The organism is Yonghaparkia sp. Soil809, assembly GCF_001429705.1.
Classification (GTDB): domain Bacteria; phylum Actinomycetota; class Actinomycetes; order Actinomycetales; family Microbacteriaceae; genus Microcella.
The window spans coordinates 319,563-334,989 of record NZ_LMSV01000001.1; the positions used below are offsets into that span (position 1 = coordinate 319,563).

The 15,427-nt window shown below is 72.5% G+C and carries 17 protein-coding genes; 6 read left to right on the forward strand and 11 right to left on the reverse strand.

The genetic code is table 11. The features are described from left to right. Positions 1–20: 20 nt before the first annotated feature. The 3 genes from ASG83_RS01565 to ASG83_RS01575 are packed head-to-tail and all read right to left on the reverse strand — an operon-like array spanning position 21 to position 2,783. On the reverse strand, positions 21–1,112 hold the full coding sequence (locus ASG83_RS01565) for an alcohol dehydrogenase catalytic domain-containing protein (protein ID WP_055856326.1): 1,092 nt from the start codon (positions 1,110–1,112) through the stop codon (positions 21–23). Between the two features lies 1 nt (position 1,113). Continuing rightward, on the reverse strand, positions 1,114–2,547 hold the full coding sequence (locus ASG83_RS01570) for a cytosine permease (protein ID WP_055856329.1): 1,434 nt from the start codon (positions 2,545–2,547) through the stop codon (positions 1,114–1,116). After that, the gene (locus ASG83_RS01575; protein ID WP_055856333.1) at positions 2,544–2,783 is read right to left on the reverse strand and encodes a hypothetical protein; all 240 of its coding nucleotides are present in this window, start codon (positions 2,781–2,783) and stop codon (positions 2,544–2,546) included. Before ASG83_RS01575 ends, ASG83_RS01570 begins: the two co-directional genes overlap by 4 nt. Positions 2,784–2,951: 168 nt before the next feature. On the opposite strand from ASG83_RS01575, the gene ASG83_RS01580 reads away from it, so the two are divergent. Further along, entirely contained in the window at positions 2,952–3,782 is an 831-nt protein-coding gene (locus tag ASG83_RS01580) for a carbon-nitrogen hydrolase family protein (protein WP_055856336.1), read from the forward strand. Here the strand turns inward: ASG83_RS01580 and ASG83_RS01585 are convergent. Then, positions 3,779–4,495, reverse strand: coding sequence for a ferritin-like fold-containing protein (locus ASG83_RS01585; protein ID WP_055856339.1), 717 nt, complete (start codon positions 4,493–4,495; stop codon positions 3,779–3,781). The genes ASG83_RS01580 and ASG83_RS01585 overlap by 4 nt on opposite strands. 91 nt (positions 4,496–4,586) lie before the next feature. Here ASG83_RS01585 and ASG83_RS01590 point away from each other — a divergent pair, with 91 nt between their 5' ends. Continuing rightward, a complete protein-coding gene (locus tag ASG83_RS01590) occupies positions 4,587–6,065 on the forward strand; it encodes a DEAD/DEAH box helicase (protein WP_055856342.1) in 1,479 nt (492 codons plus the stop codon). A gap of 133 nt (positions 6,066–6,198) precedes the next feature. After that, on the forward strand, positions 6,199–7,845 hold the full coding sequence (locus tag ASG83_RS01595; protein ID WP_235459982.1) for an MDR family MFS transporter: 1,647 nt from the start codon (positions 6,199–6,201) through the stop codon (positions 7,843–7,845). Here the strand turns inward: ASG83_RS01595 and ASG83_RS01600 are convergent. Next, the gene (locus tag ASG83_RS01600) at positions 7,752–8,111 is read right to left on the reverse strand and encodes a hypothetical protein (RefSeq protein WP_055856343.1); all 360 of its coding nucleotides are present in this window, start codon (positions 8,109–8,111) and stop codon (positions 7,752–7,754) included. The genes ASG83_RS01595 and ASG83_RS01600 overlap by 94 nt on opposite strands. A 97-nt stretch (positions 8,112–8,208) precedes the next feature. Then, positions 8,209–9,060, reverse strand: coding sequence for a PHP domain-containing protein (locus ASG83_RS01605; protein WP_082598998.1), 852 nt, complete (start codon positions 9,058–9,060; stop codon positions 8,209–8,211). A gap of 101 nt (positions 9,061–9,161) precedes the next feature. On the opposite strand from ASG83_RS01605, the gene ASG83_RS01610 reads away from it, so the two are divergent. The 3 genes from ASG83_RS01610 to ASG83_RS01620 all read left to right on the forward strand — a co-directional run bounded on the left by ASG83_RS01610 (position 9,162) and on the right by ASG83_RS01620 (position 12,470). Further along, on the forward strand, positions 9,162–10,169 hold the full coding sequence (locus ASG83_RS01610) for an endonuclease/exonuclease/phosphatase family protein (protein WP_055856346.1): 1,008 nt from the start codon (positions 9,162–9,164) through the stop codon (positions 10,167–10,169). A 59-nt stretch (positions 10,170–10,228) separates the two neighbouring features. Further along, entirely contained in the window at positions 10,229–11,758 is a 1,530-nt protein-coding gene (locus ASG83_RS01615) for an aminopeptidase P family protein (protein ID WP_055856349.1), read from the forward strand. 97 nt (positions 11,759–11,855) lie between these two features. Beyond that, positions 11,856–12,470 (forward strand): hypothetical protein, encoded by a 615-nt coding sequence (locus ASG83_RS01620; protein WP_055856351.1) that lies wholly within the window; start codon positions 11,856–11,858, stop codon positions 12,468–12,470. A gap of 18 nt (positions 12,471–12,488) precedes the next feature. On the opposite strand, the gene ASG83_RS12590 is transcribed toward ASG83_RS01620, so the two are convergent. The 5 genes from ASG83_RS12590 to ASG83_RS01635 form a co-directional block, all read right to left on the reverse strand. Further along, positions 12,489–12,638, reverse strand: coding sequence for a hypothetical protein (locus ASG83_RS12590; RefSeq protein WP_156710908.1), 150 nt, complete (start codon positions 12,636–12,638; stop codon positions 12,489–12,491). Continuing rightward, positions 12,635–13,294 carry an LON peptidase substrate-binding domain-containing protein gene (locus ASG83_RS01625; protein WP_235451393.1) on the reverse strand — a complete coding sequence of 220 codons (660 nt, stop codon included), beginning with the start codon at positions 13,292–13,294 and terminating at the stop codon, positions 12,635–12,637. The genes ASG83_RS12590 and ASG83_RS01625 overlap by 4 nt, the downstream gene beginning before the upstream one ends. Before the next feature lie 48 nt (positions 13,295–13,342). Further along, the gene (locus ASG83_RS01630) at positions 13,343–14,251 is read right to left on the reverse strand and encodes a Gmad2 immunoglobulin-like domain-containing protein (protein ID WP_055856354.1); all 909 of its coding nucleotides are present in this window, start codon (positions 14,249–14,251) and stop codon (positions 13,343–13,345) included. Between the two features lie 222 nt (positions 14,252–14,473). Further along, the gene (locus tag ASG83_RS12850) at positions 14,474–14,617 is read right to left on the reverse strand and encodes a GPGG-motif small membrane protein (protein WP_200932273.1); all 144 of its coding nucleotides are present in this window, start codon (positions 14,615–14,617) and stop codon (positions 14,474–14,476) included. Between the two features lie 160 nt (positions 14,618–14,777). Next, the gene (locus tag ASG83_RS01635; protein WP_055856358.1) at positions 14,778–15,371 is read right to left on the reverse strand and encodes a GNAT family N-acetyltransferase; all 594 of its coding nucleotides are present in this window, start codon (positions 15,369–15,371) and stop codon (positions 14,778–14,780) included. Positions 15,372–15,427 lie beyond the last annotated feature (56 nt).

Consider the following 15,427-nt stretch of genomic DNA (forward strand, 5'->3'; position numbering starts at 1 on the left):
CCCCCGTCAGAAGTGAGCGATCAGAACATTATGACGCTTCGCCCCCGGGCTCCCGCGCGCATGAGGTCGAACGCGGCGTTCACGTCGGCCAGAGGGAAGCGGTTCGTGATCAGCCGGTCGATCGGCAGGCGGCCGTCGAGGTAGAGCCGAGCCAGCATGGGGAAGTCCCTCGCCGGGACCGTCGACCCGTAGTTCGAGCCGAGGAGCGACTTGCCCTCCTCCGCGAGCGCGAGCACGTCGATGGGCACGGGTCGATCCTGCGGGGGCAGGCCCACGATCACGCCCGTCCCCCCGCGCTTCAGCGTCGCCGGCATGAGGGCGATGGTCTCCTGCCTCCCGATCGCCTCGAAGGCGACGTCCACCCCGTCGGGAGCGATCTCGCGGATGCGGTCCGGCAGCGAGGCGTCGGACCTCACCGTGTGCGTCGCGCCGAACTCGCGGGCGAGCTCGAGGGACTCCTCGGTGACGTCGGCGACGATGATCGGGCTCGCGCCGGCCAGCGCGAGCCCCATCACGATGCTGATCCCCACTCCGCCCGCGCCGATCACGAGGGCCGACCGCCCCGCCCGGACCCGGGCGCCGTTGACGACCGCGCCGACGCCCGTGGCGATCGAGCATCCGATGAGCGCCGCCACATCGAACGGCAGCTCCTCCGGCACGCGGATCGCCGCCTGCTCCGCGACCACGACCCTCTCGCTCATCGAGCCGACCGCGAGGTACGGGTAGGCGGTCTCGCCGTCGAGCGTCATGGGCGTCGAGCCGTCAGGCAGCAGGCACGCCTCCGAGTTCGAGCCCGTGCACACCCAGGTCCGGCCCTCGCGGCAGCTCGTGCAGGACCCGCACGGGTAGAACCAGGTCATGATCACGTGGTCGCCGGGGGCGAGGCTGCGCACCCCGGTGCCGACCCGTTCGACGACCCCCGCGCCCTCGTGCCCCAGGATCATCGGCGTCGGCATCCGCCAGTCGCCGTCGAGCACGTGCCGGTCGGAGCCGCACACCCCGGATGCTCCGAGACGCACGAGCACCTCGCCCGGGCCCGGCTCGCGCAGGGCCACGTCGCGGATCTGCAGCGTGCCGGTGCCGGTGTAGACGGCGGCGCGAGTGGTCGTCACGTCACTGCGCTCCGGCGGTGAACGTGCGTCCGCGGTAGAGCACGCGGGCGAGGACGAGGTAGACGACCGCGGAGACGATCGCCGACGGGAGGGTCGCGCTGATCACCACGAACGCCGGCTGCGTCTCCAGCGTGATCGGGTTGTACAGCCACAGGTAGAACAGCGTGCCCACCGCGAGCGATCCGATGCCCGCCCAGTTGATGCCGCCGCGGAAGGCGTAGAGCGTTCCGCGCTGACCGAGGTGGATCTCCCGGAGGTCGATGCTCTGCCGGCGCAGGATGAAGTAGTCGGCGAGCGCGACGCCGCAGAGCGCCGCGAGGAACGCCCCGGAGATGAGCACGAAGATCATGAACTGCTCGTACATGAACTGCGGGAAGAACGTCATGATCGCGGGGAGCACGAAGAACGCTCCCGTGAGGACAGGCCAGGGAACGCGCGCCATGAGCCGACCGGACGACTGCCGGATGGCGAGGATCGTCGAGTAGACGATGGACGACATCGAGGTGATGTTCGCGAAGGCGATGAAGATCAGGACGGCGACTCCCAGAACGGCGCCGCCGAAGGGCACCATCCAGACGGTGGGGTCCGAGTCGCCGAGCGTGAGCGCCGCCGCCATGCCGACGACCTGGGCGATGAGGGTCGCGACCAGCAGCCCGCCGTAGGCGGGCCACACCGCGGCCCGACGCGTGCGGGTCATGCGCGCGAGCGACCCCATCACCGGGTACCACGACACGCCGACTCCGACGTTGAACTCGACGGCGACCACGAAGTTGAGAGTCGCGTCGTCGAACGGCGCGATGGGCGCCGCGGCGAAGAGCGCCTCCCACGAGGTGTTGATCACGAGGAAGACCATCATCACGACCGTGATGATCGCGAGCCCGGGGGCGATGACCGCGTTGAAGCGGCCGATCGTCACGGGGCCGCGCGAGAGGACCCACCACGCGATCACGATGGCGACCAGGCCGCCGATCGTCACGACCGGGCCGTACTGCCCGAGGTCGACGCCGACGAGGGTCGAGGCGACCTGGCTCGTGGCCCGGCCCGCCATGACCGCGAGCAGCGACGACCAGCCCATCTCGGTGATGAGGATGACGGTGAAGACCACGATCCCGACTCCGACGACCCCGAAGGCGCCGCGCAGGAGCATGTACTGCTCCGAGCCCCATCGCTGCGAGGCGACGACCGAGGCGAGCACCATGATGCAGAGCCCGATCGCGTTGCCGATGACCATGGCGGCGACGCCCGCCTGGAAGCCGACGAGGAGGGCGGTCGATCCGCCCACGAGGAAGGCCCAGGTCGCGATCGCGAGCGCGGTGTTGACCCAGGTGAAGTCGAGCGCGCTCCAGCTGCGCTCCTTCTTCAGGAGCGGGAAGGTGCCGAAGAGGAGATCGCGCGTGAGCGAGCCGTCGGCCTCCGTCGCCGTCGCACGGCTCACAGGATCACCACCAGCAGGCCCAGCACCACGACGACGACCGACACGGCGACGTACACGGCGAGCTCGCGACCGGACATCGGCCGCCGGGACTCGTCCTGCGCCTCGTCGTGCTCGATGACGCGGATGCGCCGCTCGAGCTCGGCGGCGACGGCGGGCTCGGTGCCCCCGTCGACCATCGCGGCCTGGAAGCCGCTGTGCTCCGCCGGAGCGGTATCGGTGTACGGAGTGGACGTCATCTCGGCTCCTCGGGGACGGTCGCGGCCCACATCCTTGTGAGCCGGTAACCCAATGTAGTTGGGTTAGCGGATATCTTGGGCGATGAGCGGTCGGCCGTCAACTGCTTTCTCGGCCGTCGGCGCGCCGACGCAGACGCGTCCCCCCGGACGCTCGGAGAGGATGGACCCATGAGCGACCCACGATCCCGCTTCGTGGCCGTGGCGCAGGCCGAGGCCGTGGTCGACGACATCGATCGCAATCTGGCCACCATCAGCCGGCTGGTGCAGGAGGCGGCCGAGCAGGGCGCCGACATCGTGGTCACTCCCGAGCTGTTCGCGACCGGCTACGCCCCCGACCGCGCCTGGCGGCACGACGGCGCGGCCGTCCGCGAGGCCCTCGCCGGGATCGCCCGCCGGCACGGCGTCGCGCTCGTCGCCTCCACCGTCGACTCGACGACGCGCGAGCACCGCATCTCCGCCTCCTTCTTCTCACCGGACGGGCAGGAGCTGGGCAGAGCGCCGAAGCGCCACCTGTTCGGACCGGTCGAGCAGCGGTGGATGAGCCCGGGTCACCACTACGCCGACCCGATCTCGTGGGACGGCGCTCTCTGGGGCCTCGGCATCTGCTACGACCTGGAGTACCCGGAGTTCGCGCGCGCCGCGGCCCTCGCGGGAGCGGACATCCTGCTCGTCCCGACGGCGGTGCCCCTCGTGGAGGACGGCGCGCCCGGCCTCGACGACCCGTGGCACTACTCCTCCACCCAGACCTCCACCCTCCAGGTGCCGGCCCGGGCGCTCGAGAACGGGGTCGTCATCGCCTACGCGAACCACTGCGGCCCCGGGTTCACGGGCCGCAGCTGCCTCGCGACGCCGTTCGGGCGCAATGCCGTCCTGCTCGGCGACGCGGAGGGGATCGGGGTCCTCGAGGTCCCGCCCGGGGCGATCGAGCGGGCTCGGAGGGTGAACAGCTACCTCGCCGACCTCGGCGCGCTCGACAAGGCCGAGCCCGCGCCGGCCTAGGCCGTGAGGCCGAGGCGGTCGAGCCGCCGGGTGTGCTCCGCGATGAGCTCGGTGAACACCGGCTCGATCTGCTCCTCGTCGCGCGACCGATCGGCATGCAGGGCGAGCGCCGACCGGGCCTGCAGCATCGTGTCGCCGACCAGTCGGCGGCACCACAGCGCGAGCCGCGACGACAGCCGCGGGTTCGCGGCGATGGCGCGCTCGATGATCGCGTGCAGCGGGCGCTCGAGGTCGCCCTGGGCGAGCACCGTCTCCACCCGGTCGCGCGACTCGCGCGGCAGGCCCGCGCCGAGCCGGATCCAGAAGTCGGTGAGGAAGCCGATCGCGACGTGCGCGCTCGCGACCTGCTCGTGCCAGTCGGCGCCCATCGTGCGGCGCTCGAACTCCTGCACGCCCGCGAGGTGGGGCTCCATGACGGCGGCCGGGTCGAGCTTGAGCCGCCCCATCTCGGCCACGAGCCCGCGGTAGCGAGCGAGGGTGGTGGCCGCGGCCTCGGCGAGGGCATCCTTCTCGGCGACGCGCGGAGCGTTCGCGACCGCGTGGCTCAGCTGCTCGAAGAAGGTGAGGTGCAGCGCGGCGCAGTGGCCGAGGAAGACCCCGGTGTCTGGGGTCAGCTCGTGCAGGTCGACGCGCGTCGTGGCCGTCGACGTGTCGCGCGACGGGAGCGTCGGCGCGGGCGTGCGCGGACGGGAGCGTCGGAGCCACGGAGTCACGCGGACAGCCTAGGCGATGCTCTCGTCGGCCGGAGAGCGGGACCGACGGGTAAACTGAGCGCTACCAATACCAGACAGGGCGAACCTTCACGTGACTTTCACCGATCTGGGCATCGAGACCGACCTGGTCGATGCCCTCGCATCCCAGGGCATCATCGAGCCCTTCCCGATCCAGCAGCAGACCATCCCCCTCGCCCTCACGGGGCAGGACATCATCGGTCAGGCCAAGACCGGCACCGGCAAGACCTTCGGCTTCGGCCTCCCCCTCATCCAGCGCCTCGGCCTGCACCCCGAGCCCGGCGTCAAGGCCCTCATCGTCGTCCCCACGCGCGAGCTGTGCGTGCAGGTGACGGAGGACCTCGAGCTCGCCTCGAAGAACCGCGACGTGAAGATCGTGTCGATCTACGGCGGCAAGGCGTACGAGGGCCAGATCGACCAGCTCAAGGCGGGCGCGCAGATCGTCGTCGGCACCCCCGGGCGCCTCCTCGACCTCGCGAGCCAGCGCCTGCTGAGCCTCGCGAACGTCGAGGTCATGGTGCTCGACGAGGCCGACAAGATGCTCGACCTCGGCTTCCTCTCCGACATCGAGAAGCTCTTCTCGCAGACCAAGCCGACGCGCCACACGATGCTGTTCTCGGCGACGATGCCCGGTCCGATCGTCGCCCTCGCGCGCCGCTTCATGAACCGGCCCATCCACATCCGCGCGACCGACCCCGACGAGGGCCTCACCCAGGCCAACATCGAGCACATCGTCTACCGCGCGCACGCGCTCGACAAGGACGAGGTGATCGGCCGCATCCTCCAGGCCGAGGGCCGCGGCAAGACCGTCGTCTTCACGCGCACCAAGCGCGCCGCCGCGAAGCTCGTCGAGGAGCTCAACGACCGCGGCTACAGCGCCGGCGCCGTCCACGGCGACATGACGCAGGAGGCCCGCGAGCGCTCGATGGCCGCGTTCAAGGCCGGCAAGAAGGACATCCTGATCGCGACCGACGTCGCGGCCCGCGGCATCGACGTCAACGACGTGACCCACGTGATCAACCACACCGTCCCCGACGACCACGACGCCTACCTGCACCGCGTCGGCCGCACGGGCCGCGCCGGCAAGACCGGCATCGCCGTCACCTTCGTCGACTGGGCCGACATGCACAAGTGGGCGCTGATCAACCGCGCGCTCGAGATGGGAATCCCCGAGCCGGTCGAGACCTACTCCTCGTCGCCGCACCTGTTCAGCGACCTCAACATCCCCGCCGGCTCGAAGGGCCGCCTCAAGGCGACGCCCATCCCCAAGGTCGAGAAGGAGGCCTCGCACCCGCCGCGCGAGCGCTCGCGGTCCCGCTCGGCCGGTTCGGGCGAGGGCTCGCGCGACGGGTCGCGGCCGCCGCGCGAGCGCCGTCGCAGCGAGCCCGCCGAGAGCACGACGACGGATGCCCCCGCAGCGTCGCCCGCGGCCGATGGCACGGCACCCGCGGCCAAGCGCCGTCGCCGCCGTCGTCGCTCGGGCGGGTCGGGCGGCCCCGGCGAAGCCGGGCAGGGCGGCGCGGGCGAGGGCTCGGCCGCCGCGCAGTCCTAGTCGCCGACCCCGTCCGGAGGAACTCGCGCTGCGGATTCCTCACGGACGGGAATGACGGAGGGCAGGAGTAGGTTATGCATTCGCGGCCACCGCCGCGCATCCCCCGCTTCGCCGCCGACCGCCTCGGAGACTCGTGACTTCCTCCCCCTCCTCCCCCGCGACCACGCCGTCGACCGCCGAGTCGCCCGATCACGCGCGCAACATGCTCGTCATCCGCCTTCTGCTGGTCTCGGCGTTCGTAGTGATCCTCAACGAGACGCTCATGGGAGTCGCGATCCCCGAGCTCATCGACGACCTCGGCATCACGGCGAGCGCCGCGCAGTGGCTGACGACCGCGTTCATGCTGACGCTCGCCGTCGTGATCCCGATCACGGGCTTCCTCATGCTGCGCTTCTCCACCCGGCGCATGTTCCTCGCCGCGATGTCGCTCTTCACGATCGGCACGGCGATCGCGACCGTCGCGCCCGGCTTCGCGGTGCTGCTCATCGCACGCGTCGTGCAGGCCAGCGGCACGGCGATCATGATGCCGCTGCTCTTCACGACCGTGTTCGCGCTCGTGCCCGCCCACATGCGCGGGCGCGTCGTCGGCAACATCTCGATCGTGATCTCGGTCGCGCCGGCGCTCGGCCCGACCGTCTCGGGCCTCATCCTGTCGATCGCCGACTGGCGCTGGCTCTTCATCACGATGATGCCCTTCGCCATCGGCGCGCTCGCGCTGGGCGCCGCGCGCATCGTCAACGTCGGCGAGCAGCGCCCGGTGCGCCTCGACGTCCCCTCGGTGGTGCTCTCGATCCCCGGCTTCGGCGGCCTCGTGTACGGGCTCAGCCTGCTCGGCGAGCGCGGCGGCGAGCAGCTCGTCCCCGGGCTGATCGCGCTCGGCATCGGCATCGGCGCGATCGCCCTGTTCACCGCTCGACAGGTCGTGCTGCAGCGCACCGACGGCGCACTGCTCGACCTGCGCACCTTCGCATCGCGCGAGTTCGCCCTCGCGATCGCGACCGTGACGATCGCGTCGATGGCGCTCTTCGGGGCGATCATCCTGATCCCGCTGTACGTCCAGGACGTCCTGGGTGCGGAGGCCGTCGTCTCCGGGCTGCTCATCCTCCCCGGGGGGCTGCTCATGGCCTTCGCCGCCCCCGTCATCGGCCGCCGGTACGACCGCGTCGGGCCGCGCTCCCTCGTCATCCCCGGCGCGATCCTGCTCTCGGCGTCGCTGTGGGGCATGACGCTGTTCTCGGCCACGACCCCGCTCTGGCTCGTGACCGTCGCGAACCTCGGCACGAGCCTCGGCCTCGCCCTGCTGTTCACGCCGCTCATCACGAACGGCATGTCATCGCTCACGCCGCGGCTCAGCTCGTACGGCAGCGCGATCGTCGGTACGATCCAGCAGGTCGCGGGCGCCGCCGGGATCGCGCTCTTCATCTCGGTCTCGTCGGCCTTCGCCGGGCCCGAGGGCGCGACGACCGACTCGGTGACCGCCGAGGGAGTCCGCGCGGCCTTCGCGGTCGGCGCCATCATCGCGCTCGTCACGATCCCGCTCGTGCTCATGGTGCGCCGCGCCGAGCCGGTTCCGTTCGCGACACCCGGACCCGACGGAGCCGGCGACGGCTCGGCCGACGCCGAGGGCGGAGCCCCGGCCGAGGGCGGGGCCCGCGCCGCGAGCGCCCCCGCGACCGAGGGCGCCGATCACTCCGCCGCGAGCACCGCCGAGAACTCCTCAGGCAGCACGACGTTGTCGGGCGCTCCGACGAAGAACGGCGCGACCTCCTCGGGGTCGTAGCCGGCGATGCCCGTCCCGATCGGGGTGACGAGGAACCGCAGCTCGGGGTGTTCGGCGGCGAACTCCAGGAGGGTCCGCACCTCCTCCTCCAGCACGCCGAGCCCGCTCATGGAGTCGACCGCGTACGAGCGGCCGTGCAGCCCGTGGCCCTCGCCCCACACGGCGCCGAAACGGTCGAGCGCGGTCTTCGCCGCACCCCCCGCATGCCAGCCGTCGGGGTTGGAGCCGAAGACGAAGATCTCGTTCGGGCCCAGCTCGGTGATCACGCGGCATCGCCTCCCGGTCGTCGGCCGGACGCCGCGGGTCGGCGTCGGCTGAGCACCGACGGTACGCCGCCGTCGCCGTCGGGCGCCGGGATCGCCCTCAGGCGCGCACGGGCGCGACGCCGCGCGTGCGGGCGACGATCGCCTCGAGCGACTCGGGGTCGGTCGTGTTCTCGGCCAGGCGGTTGGGCTTGCCGTCGCCGTGGTAGTCGCTCGACCCGGTCATCACCAGGTCGTACCGCCGCGCCCACTCCCGCAGCGTCGCGCGGCCCTCGCTCGTGTTCTCGCGGTGATCGACCTCGAGGCCGACGAGACCGGCGTCGACCAGCTGCTCGAGCATCCCCTCATCGATCACGGCGTCGCGACCGCGCGTAGCGGGGTGCGCGATGACGGGGGCGCCGCCCGCGCTCGCGATGATGCGCACGCCGTCGAGCACGGTCGGCGCGGCGTGCGGCAGGTAGTAGCCGGCGCGGAAGTGCAGGATCGACTCGAAAGCCTCGCTGCGCGTGCGGACGATGCCGCGCGCGACGAGCGCATCGGCGATGTGCGGGCGGCCGATCGAGACCCCGCCCGACTGGGCGAGAACGTCGTCCCAGGTGACGTCGTAGTCCTCCGAGATGCGCGAGACCATGCGCTCCGCGCGGGTCAGGCGATCGTCGCGGATGCGGCCGGTCTCCGCGACGAGGTCCGCGTCGTGCGGGTCGAAGAGGTAGCCGAGCACGTGGACGCTGCGCCACTCGTAGCGGGTCGACAGCTCTATTCCGCGGATGATCTGGAGCCCGCTGCCCGCCGCCGCCGCGACCGCCTCGTCCCACCCCGCCGTGGAGTCGTGGTCGGTGATCGCGAGGGTGTCGAGCCCGGCTGCGATCGCCGCGCGCACGAGCTGGGTGGGGGTCTCCGTGCCGTCCGAGACGCTGCTGTGGCTGTGCAGGTCGATCGTGGGGCGCGGCATGCTCCTCATGCTACGCAGGAGGAGCTCGGGGCCCGCCCCGCGCGCGCCGGGCATCCGCCGCCGAGGGGGCTCGCGAGAGCGCGGGATAGGCTCACGGGGTCATGATCCGCCGTTCCGCCGCCGCCGCCCTCCTGCTCGGCGCGGCCGCGGCCCTCCTGGTCATCGCGTGGCCGAGCCTCTTCGGGCTCGCGGGGGCGCCCGTGATCGCGCAGCTCGTCGGGCTGCGCGGCCTCAGCTCGCTCGTCGCGGTCCTCGTCGCCGTCACGCTGCTCATCATCGCGGCGATGTGGGCGGGCGGGCGGCGCTTCCTCGCGGGCCTCGCGGTCATCGCCCTCGGGTTCACCGCGATCAACGTCGCCGTCCTCGCCAGTCGCGGCTTCGGGGCGGATGCCCTGCCCGCGCCCGCCGGCGACGACCTCGTCGTGCTCTCCTGGAACACCCTCGGCGACGCCACCGGCCCGGGCATCATCGCCGATCTGGCCGCCGCCGAGCGGGCCGACGTGATCGTTCTGCCCGAGACCACGGAGGAGACCGCGGTCGTCGTCGCCGAGATCCTCCGCGACGCGGGCCGGCCGATGTGGGTGCACACGCTCGATTTCGACCCCGAGCTGGAGCTCAAGGCGCGGTCGACGAGCGTGCTCGTCTCGGTCGAGCTCGGCGAGTACGCGCGCGACGACTCGGTCGGCTCGACCACCGTGCTGCCGAGCATCGTCCTGCGGCCGATCTCGGGAGAGGGGCCGACGATCATCGGCGTGCACCCGATCGCGCCCGTCCCGGGCGAGCTGGAGAGCTGGCGCGCCGACCTCGCCTGGCTCGACGAGGTGTGCACGGGTGAGCGCGTCATCATGGCCGGCGACCTCAACGCGACCGCCGACCACTTCACCGCGACCGACGACGGACCGGGCCTCGGCTCGTGCGTCGATGCCGCACTCGCGACCGGCAGCGGGGCCGTGGGCACGTGGCCGACGCGCCTGCCCGCGCTCCTCGGCGCACCGATCGACCACGTGCTCGCGACCCCGGATCTCGAGATCCGCTCCTATCGTGTGATCACGACCCTCGACGACGCCGGGAGCGACCACCGGCCCGTGGTGGCGCGACTCGGCCTCTGATCGAGTGCGCGTGCGAGCATCCCGCACCCCCGCCCCGCGCCGGGTGGGAGGATGGGGGCATGGCTGAGACCGATCAGAAGGATGCCCCGCGCGCGACCGCGAACCGCTCGACCACTCCCGGCTCCGACGCCTTCAAGGAGTACATCTCGCAGGGCTGGGCCGAGCGCCCGAGCCGCGCGAGCGGGCCCCGCGAGCAGGCGGCGTTCGCCGCCGAGCGCCGCGCCCGCGTCTCGGCGCTGCACCCGACCGCGCGCCTCGTGATCCCCGCCGGACCGGCCAAGCAGCGCTCGAACGACACCGACTACCCGTACCGCGCGCACTCCGCCTTCGCGCACCTGACCGGCTGGGGCTCCGACACCGTGCCCGGCAGCGTTCTCATCCTCGAGCCGCGCACGGACGAGGCCGGCGAGCCCGACGGGCACGACGCCGTGCTCTACTTCCGCGAGGCCGCGGGCCGCGACTCCGACGAGTTCTACGCCAACCCCGAGATCGGCGAGTTCTGGACGGGGCCGCGCCCCACCGCCAGCGACGTCGCCCTCGATCTGGGGCTCGCGACACGCGGGCTCGGCGAGCTCGAGGCCGTGCTCGAGAGCCTCGACGCCCGCACTCTCGTGGTGCGCGACGCCGACCGCGCCATCACCGACCGGGTGGATGCTCTGCGTCTGCTGCTCGCGACCGACGGAGCCGACGACGCCGAGGCTCTCGCGGGCGAGCTGACGGAGCGCGACGCCGACCTCGCGCGCGACCTGAGCGAGCTGCGGCTCGTGAAGGACTCCTTCGAGATCGAGGAGATGCGTCGCGCCGTGGCCGCCACCCGGCAGGGATTCGACGACGTCATCGCCGATCTGCCGGAGATCGTCCGGCACCCCCGCGGCGAGCGCCTCGTCGAGGGCGCCTTCGACCGCCGCGCCCGGGCCGAGGGCAACACCGTCGGCTACGACACGATCGCGGCGAGCGGCCCGCACGCGTGCATCCTGCACTGGACGCGCAACGACGGCCCGGTGCTTCCCGGCGACCTGATCCTCATCGACGCGGGCGTCGAGCTCGAGAGCTACTACACCGCCGACATCACCCGCACCCTGCCCGTGAGCGGCACCTTCACCGACGTGCAGCGCCGGGTGTACGAGGCCGTGCGCGAGGCGGCTGACGCGGCCTTCGCGGTCGTGCGGCCGGGCATCCGGTTCCGCGAGATCCACGCCGCCGCGATGGAGGTCATCGCGCGGAGGACCGCCGAGTGGGGCCTGCTGCCCGTCACCGCGGAGGAGGCGCTGCAGCCCGAGGGCGGCCAGCACCGCCGCTACATGGTGCACGGCACCTCGCACCATCTCGGCCTCGACGTGCACGACTGCGCGCAGGCCCGGCGCGACCTCTACCTCGACGGCATCCTCGAGCCGGGCATGGTCTTCACGATCGAGCCCGGCCTGTACTTCCAGCCCGACGATCTGACCGTGCCCGAGGAGTACCGCGGCATCGGCGTGCGCATCGAGGACGACGTCATGGTGACCGCCGACGGCTGCGAGAGCCTCTCCGCGGGCATCCCCCGCACGGCCGACGAGGTCGAGGCCTGGATGGCGCGCGCCGCGCGCTGAGCATCCCGCACCGCAGCGGGCCGACCGCCCCTGGTGCCCGCGCCGACGCAGGAGGATACTGGCGCCACCCAGCCCTCGTGATGGAGGAGGCCGCGCCATGGTGACCGCACGCGCTGCTCGACCGACGAGGCTCGCGCGGACCGCTCCGCGGATCGCGATGGGCGCGCTCGTCGTCCTGCTCGTGCTCGTCGGTGTCGCGCTCGCCGCCGCGGCCCTCGCGCCGCGGGAGCTCCACCCCGTGCTCGGCCATCGATCGCCCGCGACCGCCCTGCTGCTCGGCGCCGCGACCCTCCTCGGTCTCGCGCTCATGCCGCGGCTCGGCGCGATGGGCCGCACCGGCGCGGTGATGCTCGCCGCGCCCATCGGGACCCTGCTCGTGGCCAACGAGCTGCTCGGCAGCGACTACGCCGGAGCCCCGACGGGCACGGCCCTCGACGTCCCCGTGCTCCTGCTCGTGCCCGCCGGGCACCTGACGCTGCTGTTCGGCGCTCTGCGCTCGGCCGGCTGGGCGCGGCGCGGCGCCTGGGCGATCTTCGCGCTCACCGCGGCGCTGTCGCTCCTGATCATGATCGTGCCGACGCCGCCGATCTCGGACTTCCTCATGGCCGATCGCACGGTCTACGGCGCGCTCCTGATCGCGGCGCTCATGACGGCCGCGATCGCCATCCTCCTCGAGCGAGGTCGGCACGCCACGGGCACCGGTCTCGCCTGACCCCGCGGTCGCGCCGGCTCAGTCGTCGTCGCGCGAGTCGCGGAAGTAGCGGACGGCCTGCCAGACGAGCACGGCGACGGTCGCGAGGCCCATCGCGAGGAAGAGCGGCCCCGCGGCGGATGCCGTGCCGGGGTCGGTCGGGATGGGGAAGGCGAGCAGCGCGGTCACGCGTCGCCGTCGCGGAAGTCGTCGGGGGTCGGGAAGTCGTCGGTGTCATCCCACGTGATGGCGAGAACCTCGATGGCGTCGTTGGCGAGCTCGATGAGCTGACGGAGGAGCGCTTCGGCGTCCGGCGCGCGCAGCAGTCGGACCTGGTCGAGCGGTCCGAGCGGCGCGATGCCGGCGAGCTGCCACATCGCCTCCACGGGGTCGGCGCTCAGCTCGACGTCGGCGCCCCACTGCTGCTCGACGAACTCGCTCGCCTGGGCGAGCGCGCGGCGCACGGTCGACTCGGCCTCGTCGAAGAGCGGGCCGAGCGCGTCGTGCCACTCCAGCTCGGGCAGGGTGCTCACCCGCGCCCGCGGGTAGGGGTCGTCCTCCAGCCACTCCTCGACCTGCACGCGCGCGGTGCCCTGCGCGACGAGGCCGATGAAGCCCTCGCTGGCCTGCACCTGCGCGATGCGCGCGATCGTGCCGACAGGGAACCGCTGCTCGCCGCCGCCGACCTCTGAACCGCGCTCGATCAGCACGATCCCGAACTCCGCAGGCTCCTCCTGCAGCACGGTCGAGAGCATGACGATGTAGCGCTCCTCGAAGATGCGCAGCGCGGTCGGCATGGACGGGAAGAGCACCGACCCGAGGGGGAACATCGGCATGACCGTCATGCCTCCACTGTCGCACCGCAACCTGTGCGCGTCGACCCCGCGGAGCGCTCAGGTGCCGCTGACGGTGAAGGTCTTGGAGTCGGTGCTCGCGACCGAGCCGTCCTTCATCGAGTACTCGGTGATGACGAGGGTGTACTCCCCCGGCTGTCGCGGGCCCAGGTCGAGGCTCCAGGGCGCCCGTGCGGGGCACGCCTCCTCGCTCATCGCGGACCCCTCCTCGAGCACCATCCCGCCCTGCAGCAGCTCCCACCCGAAGGTCGCCTCGAACACGCACGCGAGGCCGCTCGCCCGCAGGGGGCTCGTGACCGTCGAGCCCTGCGCGGGGGTGTCGATCTGCAGGGGGCTGAGGGTGCTCTCGGCGAGGCCGCGCGCGAATTCGCCCCGGGCATCCACGTGCCCGCCGAGCGTCTCGACGACGTCGCCATCGACCGTGAAGGTCAGGGCGCGGATGCCCGGCTCGATGTCCGTCGCCGTCCAGACCAGCTGCTCGATCGCGACGGTCTCGGCCTCGGCACCGACGCCCTGGAGGAGCCCGCCGAGGTCGACGCGGAGCACGGCGCCCTCGCGCTCGACGCCGTTCAGCGGGACATCGCGCCAGAGGTTCGCGTAGTCGGGGTCGGTCGGCGCGATCGCGCCCTCCGTGATCGCGGCGAGCGCGGCCTCGATGGCGCTGCCATCGGACTCGACCTCGAGCTCGTGGGTCTCGGGGATGAGGTCGATGTCGGTCGGGTGCGAGACCGCGAAGAAGAGCTCGACCTCGGCCGTCTCGGTCGGGGCCGCCGTAGGCTCGGCGGTCTCGCTCGGCCTCGCGCTCGGCGGCGCGGTCGATGCGGTGGGCTCGGGGCCCGGGGGCGGGACGCAGCCGGCCAGCGCGACCGCGAGGGCCGAGGCGAGGGCCAGGTGCGCGGACGCGCGGATGAGGAGCTCGGCGCGGGTGGCGAGGCGTCGGCGGCTCATGGTGACCTCCTGGTGCGGCTCGACGCCGCGTGGGGTCACGGTAGCCCTGCGCGAGAGCGGCCGGTCAGGGCCGAAGGTCCCGAGCCGAGCATCCGCTCGCAGGGATGGAGCCCGGACATGCCGAGAGGCGGGCCGCGTCCGCGGCACCGCCTCTCGGGGTGCGGCGCCCGGGGGCGCCGTGATCCTGATCACATCGGGGGCTCAGGGCCTAGCCACGTCCGATCAAGTGAAGATGCTGACGCCACCGGGGCCGACGAGCAGACCGAGAACGATCAGCACGATGCCCCACAGCATCTGACCGCGGACGAGCGTGACGATTCCCGCGATGACGAGGATGGCCGCGATGATCCAGAGAAGTGTTGCCATGGTGGTGCCTCCTTCCGGTCGCGGATCGCGCCCCGGCTCGTGCCGTGACCTCCGACGACCTGTCGGTATGGGCTGACGCTAACGGTCAGCGCGAGAGAGCGAGAAGGGGGTTGACGGCGGCCCGAAGTGCTGACATGGATTCGCGGAGCCGCCCGCGACGTCAGGGGCGCTGCAGGCTCAGCCAGCGCTCCGTGACGCGGAACCCCACTGCTCGGATCATGCCGAGGCTCCGGGCGTTCTGCGAGGCGCCGCCCGCGGAGAAGGCGCGCTCGCCCGCGGCGATCGCGCCGAGCATCCACGCCGCGACGACGGCGGCGCCGATGCCGCGATCGCGCTGATCGGGGGCGACGACCACGAAGTCGTTGTCGCCGGCCGAGCCCACGCAGACGCCGACGAGTCGGTCGCCGTCGAGCGCGCCGAACGCGCGGCGACCGCGGCGGGCCCAGTCGTGCACGTCGGCCGCCGAGACGGGAGCGTGGACGGTCGCGGGCGTCGTCGGCACGTCGGCCCAGCTCTCGGCGTCGAGGGCCTCGATCGCGGGAGCGTCGCGCGGGGCGAGCTCGCGGAGCTCGAGCCCGGAGCCGCGGGCGGACGCCACGAAGCCGCGCAGGCGCTCGAGCAGAGCCGCCGTGTCGGCGCCCCCGTCGATCTCGAGCTCGGCGCCCCATGACTCGCCGACCACCTCGAAGCCGTCACCGAGGAGCCCCGGGAGGTCGGGATCGGTGTCTTGCAGGACGTGGGTCTCGAGGAGCACGGAGTCGAGACTATGTCGAACCTCCGACATCGGTCGCGGGGCTCGCGGCCGGAGCG

Excerpts from the sequence above, each read along its gene's own strand:
- ASG83_RS01575 (WP_055856333.1), bottom strand. The coding sequence starts at position 2,783 with ATGACGTCCACTCCGTACACCGATACCGCTCCGGCGGAGCACAGCGGC.
- ASG83_RS01580 (WP_055856336.1), top strand. The coding sequence starts at position 2,952 with ATGAGCGACCCACGATCCCGCTTCGTGGCCGTGGCGCAGGCCGAGGCC.
- ASG83_RS01605 (WP_082598998.1), bottom strand. The coding sequence starts at position 9,060 with ATGCCGCGCCCCACGATCGACCTGCACAGCCACAGCAGCGTCTCGGAC.
- ASG83_RS01610 (WP_055856346.1), top strand. The coding sequence starts at position 9,162 with ATGATCCGCCGTTCCGCCGCCGCCGCCCTCCTGCTCGGCGCGGCCGCG.
- ASG83_RS01615 (WP_055856349.1), top strand. The coding sequence starts at position 10,229 with ATGGCTGAGACCGATCAGAAGGATGCCCCGCGCGCGACCGCGAACCGC.
- ASG83_RS01620 (WP_055856351.1), top strand. The coding sequence starts at position 11,856 with ATGGTGACCGCACGCGCTGCTCGACCGACGAGGCTCGCGCGGACCGCT.
- ASG83_RS01625 (WP_235451393.1), bottom strand. The coding sequence starts at position 13,294 with ATGACGGTCATGCCGATGTTCCCCCTCGGGTCGGTGCTCTTCCCGTCC.
- ASG83_RS01630 (WP_055856354.1), bottom strand. The coding sequence starts at position 14,251 with ATGAGCCGCCGACGCCTCGCCACCCGCGCCGAGCTCCTCATCCGCGCG.
- ASG83_RS12850 (WP_200932273.1), bottom strand. The coding sequence starts at position 14,617 with ATGGCAACACTTCTCTGGATCATCGCGGCCATCCTCGTCATCGCGGGA.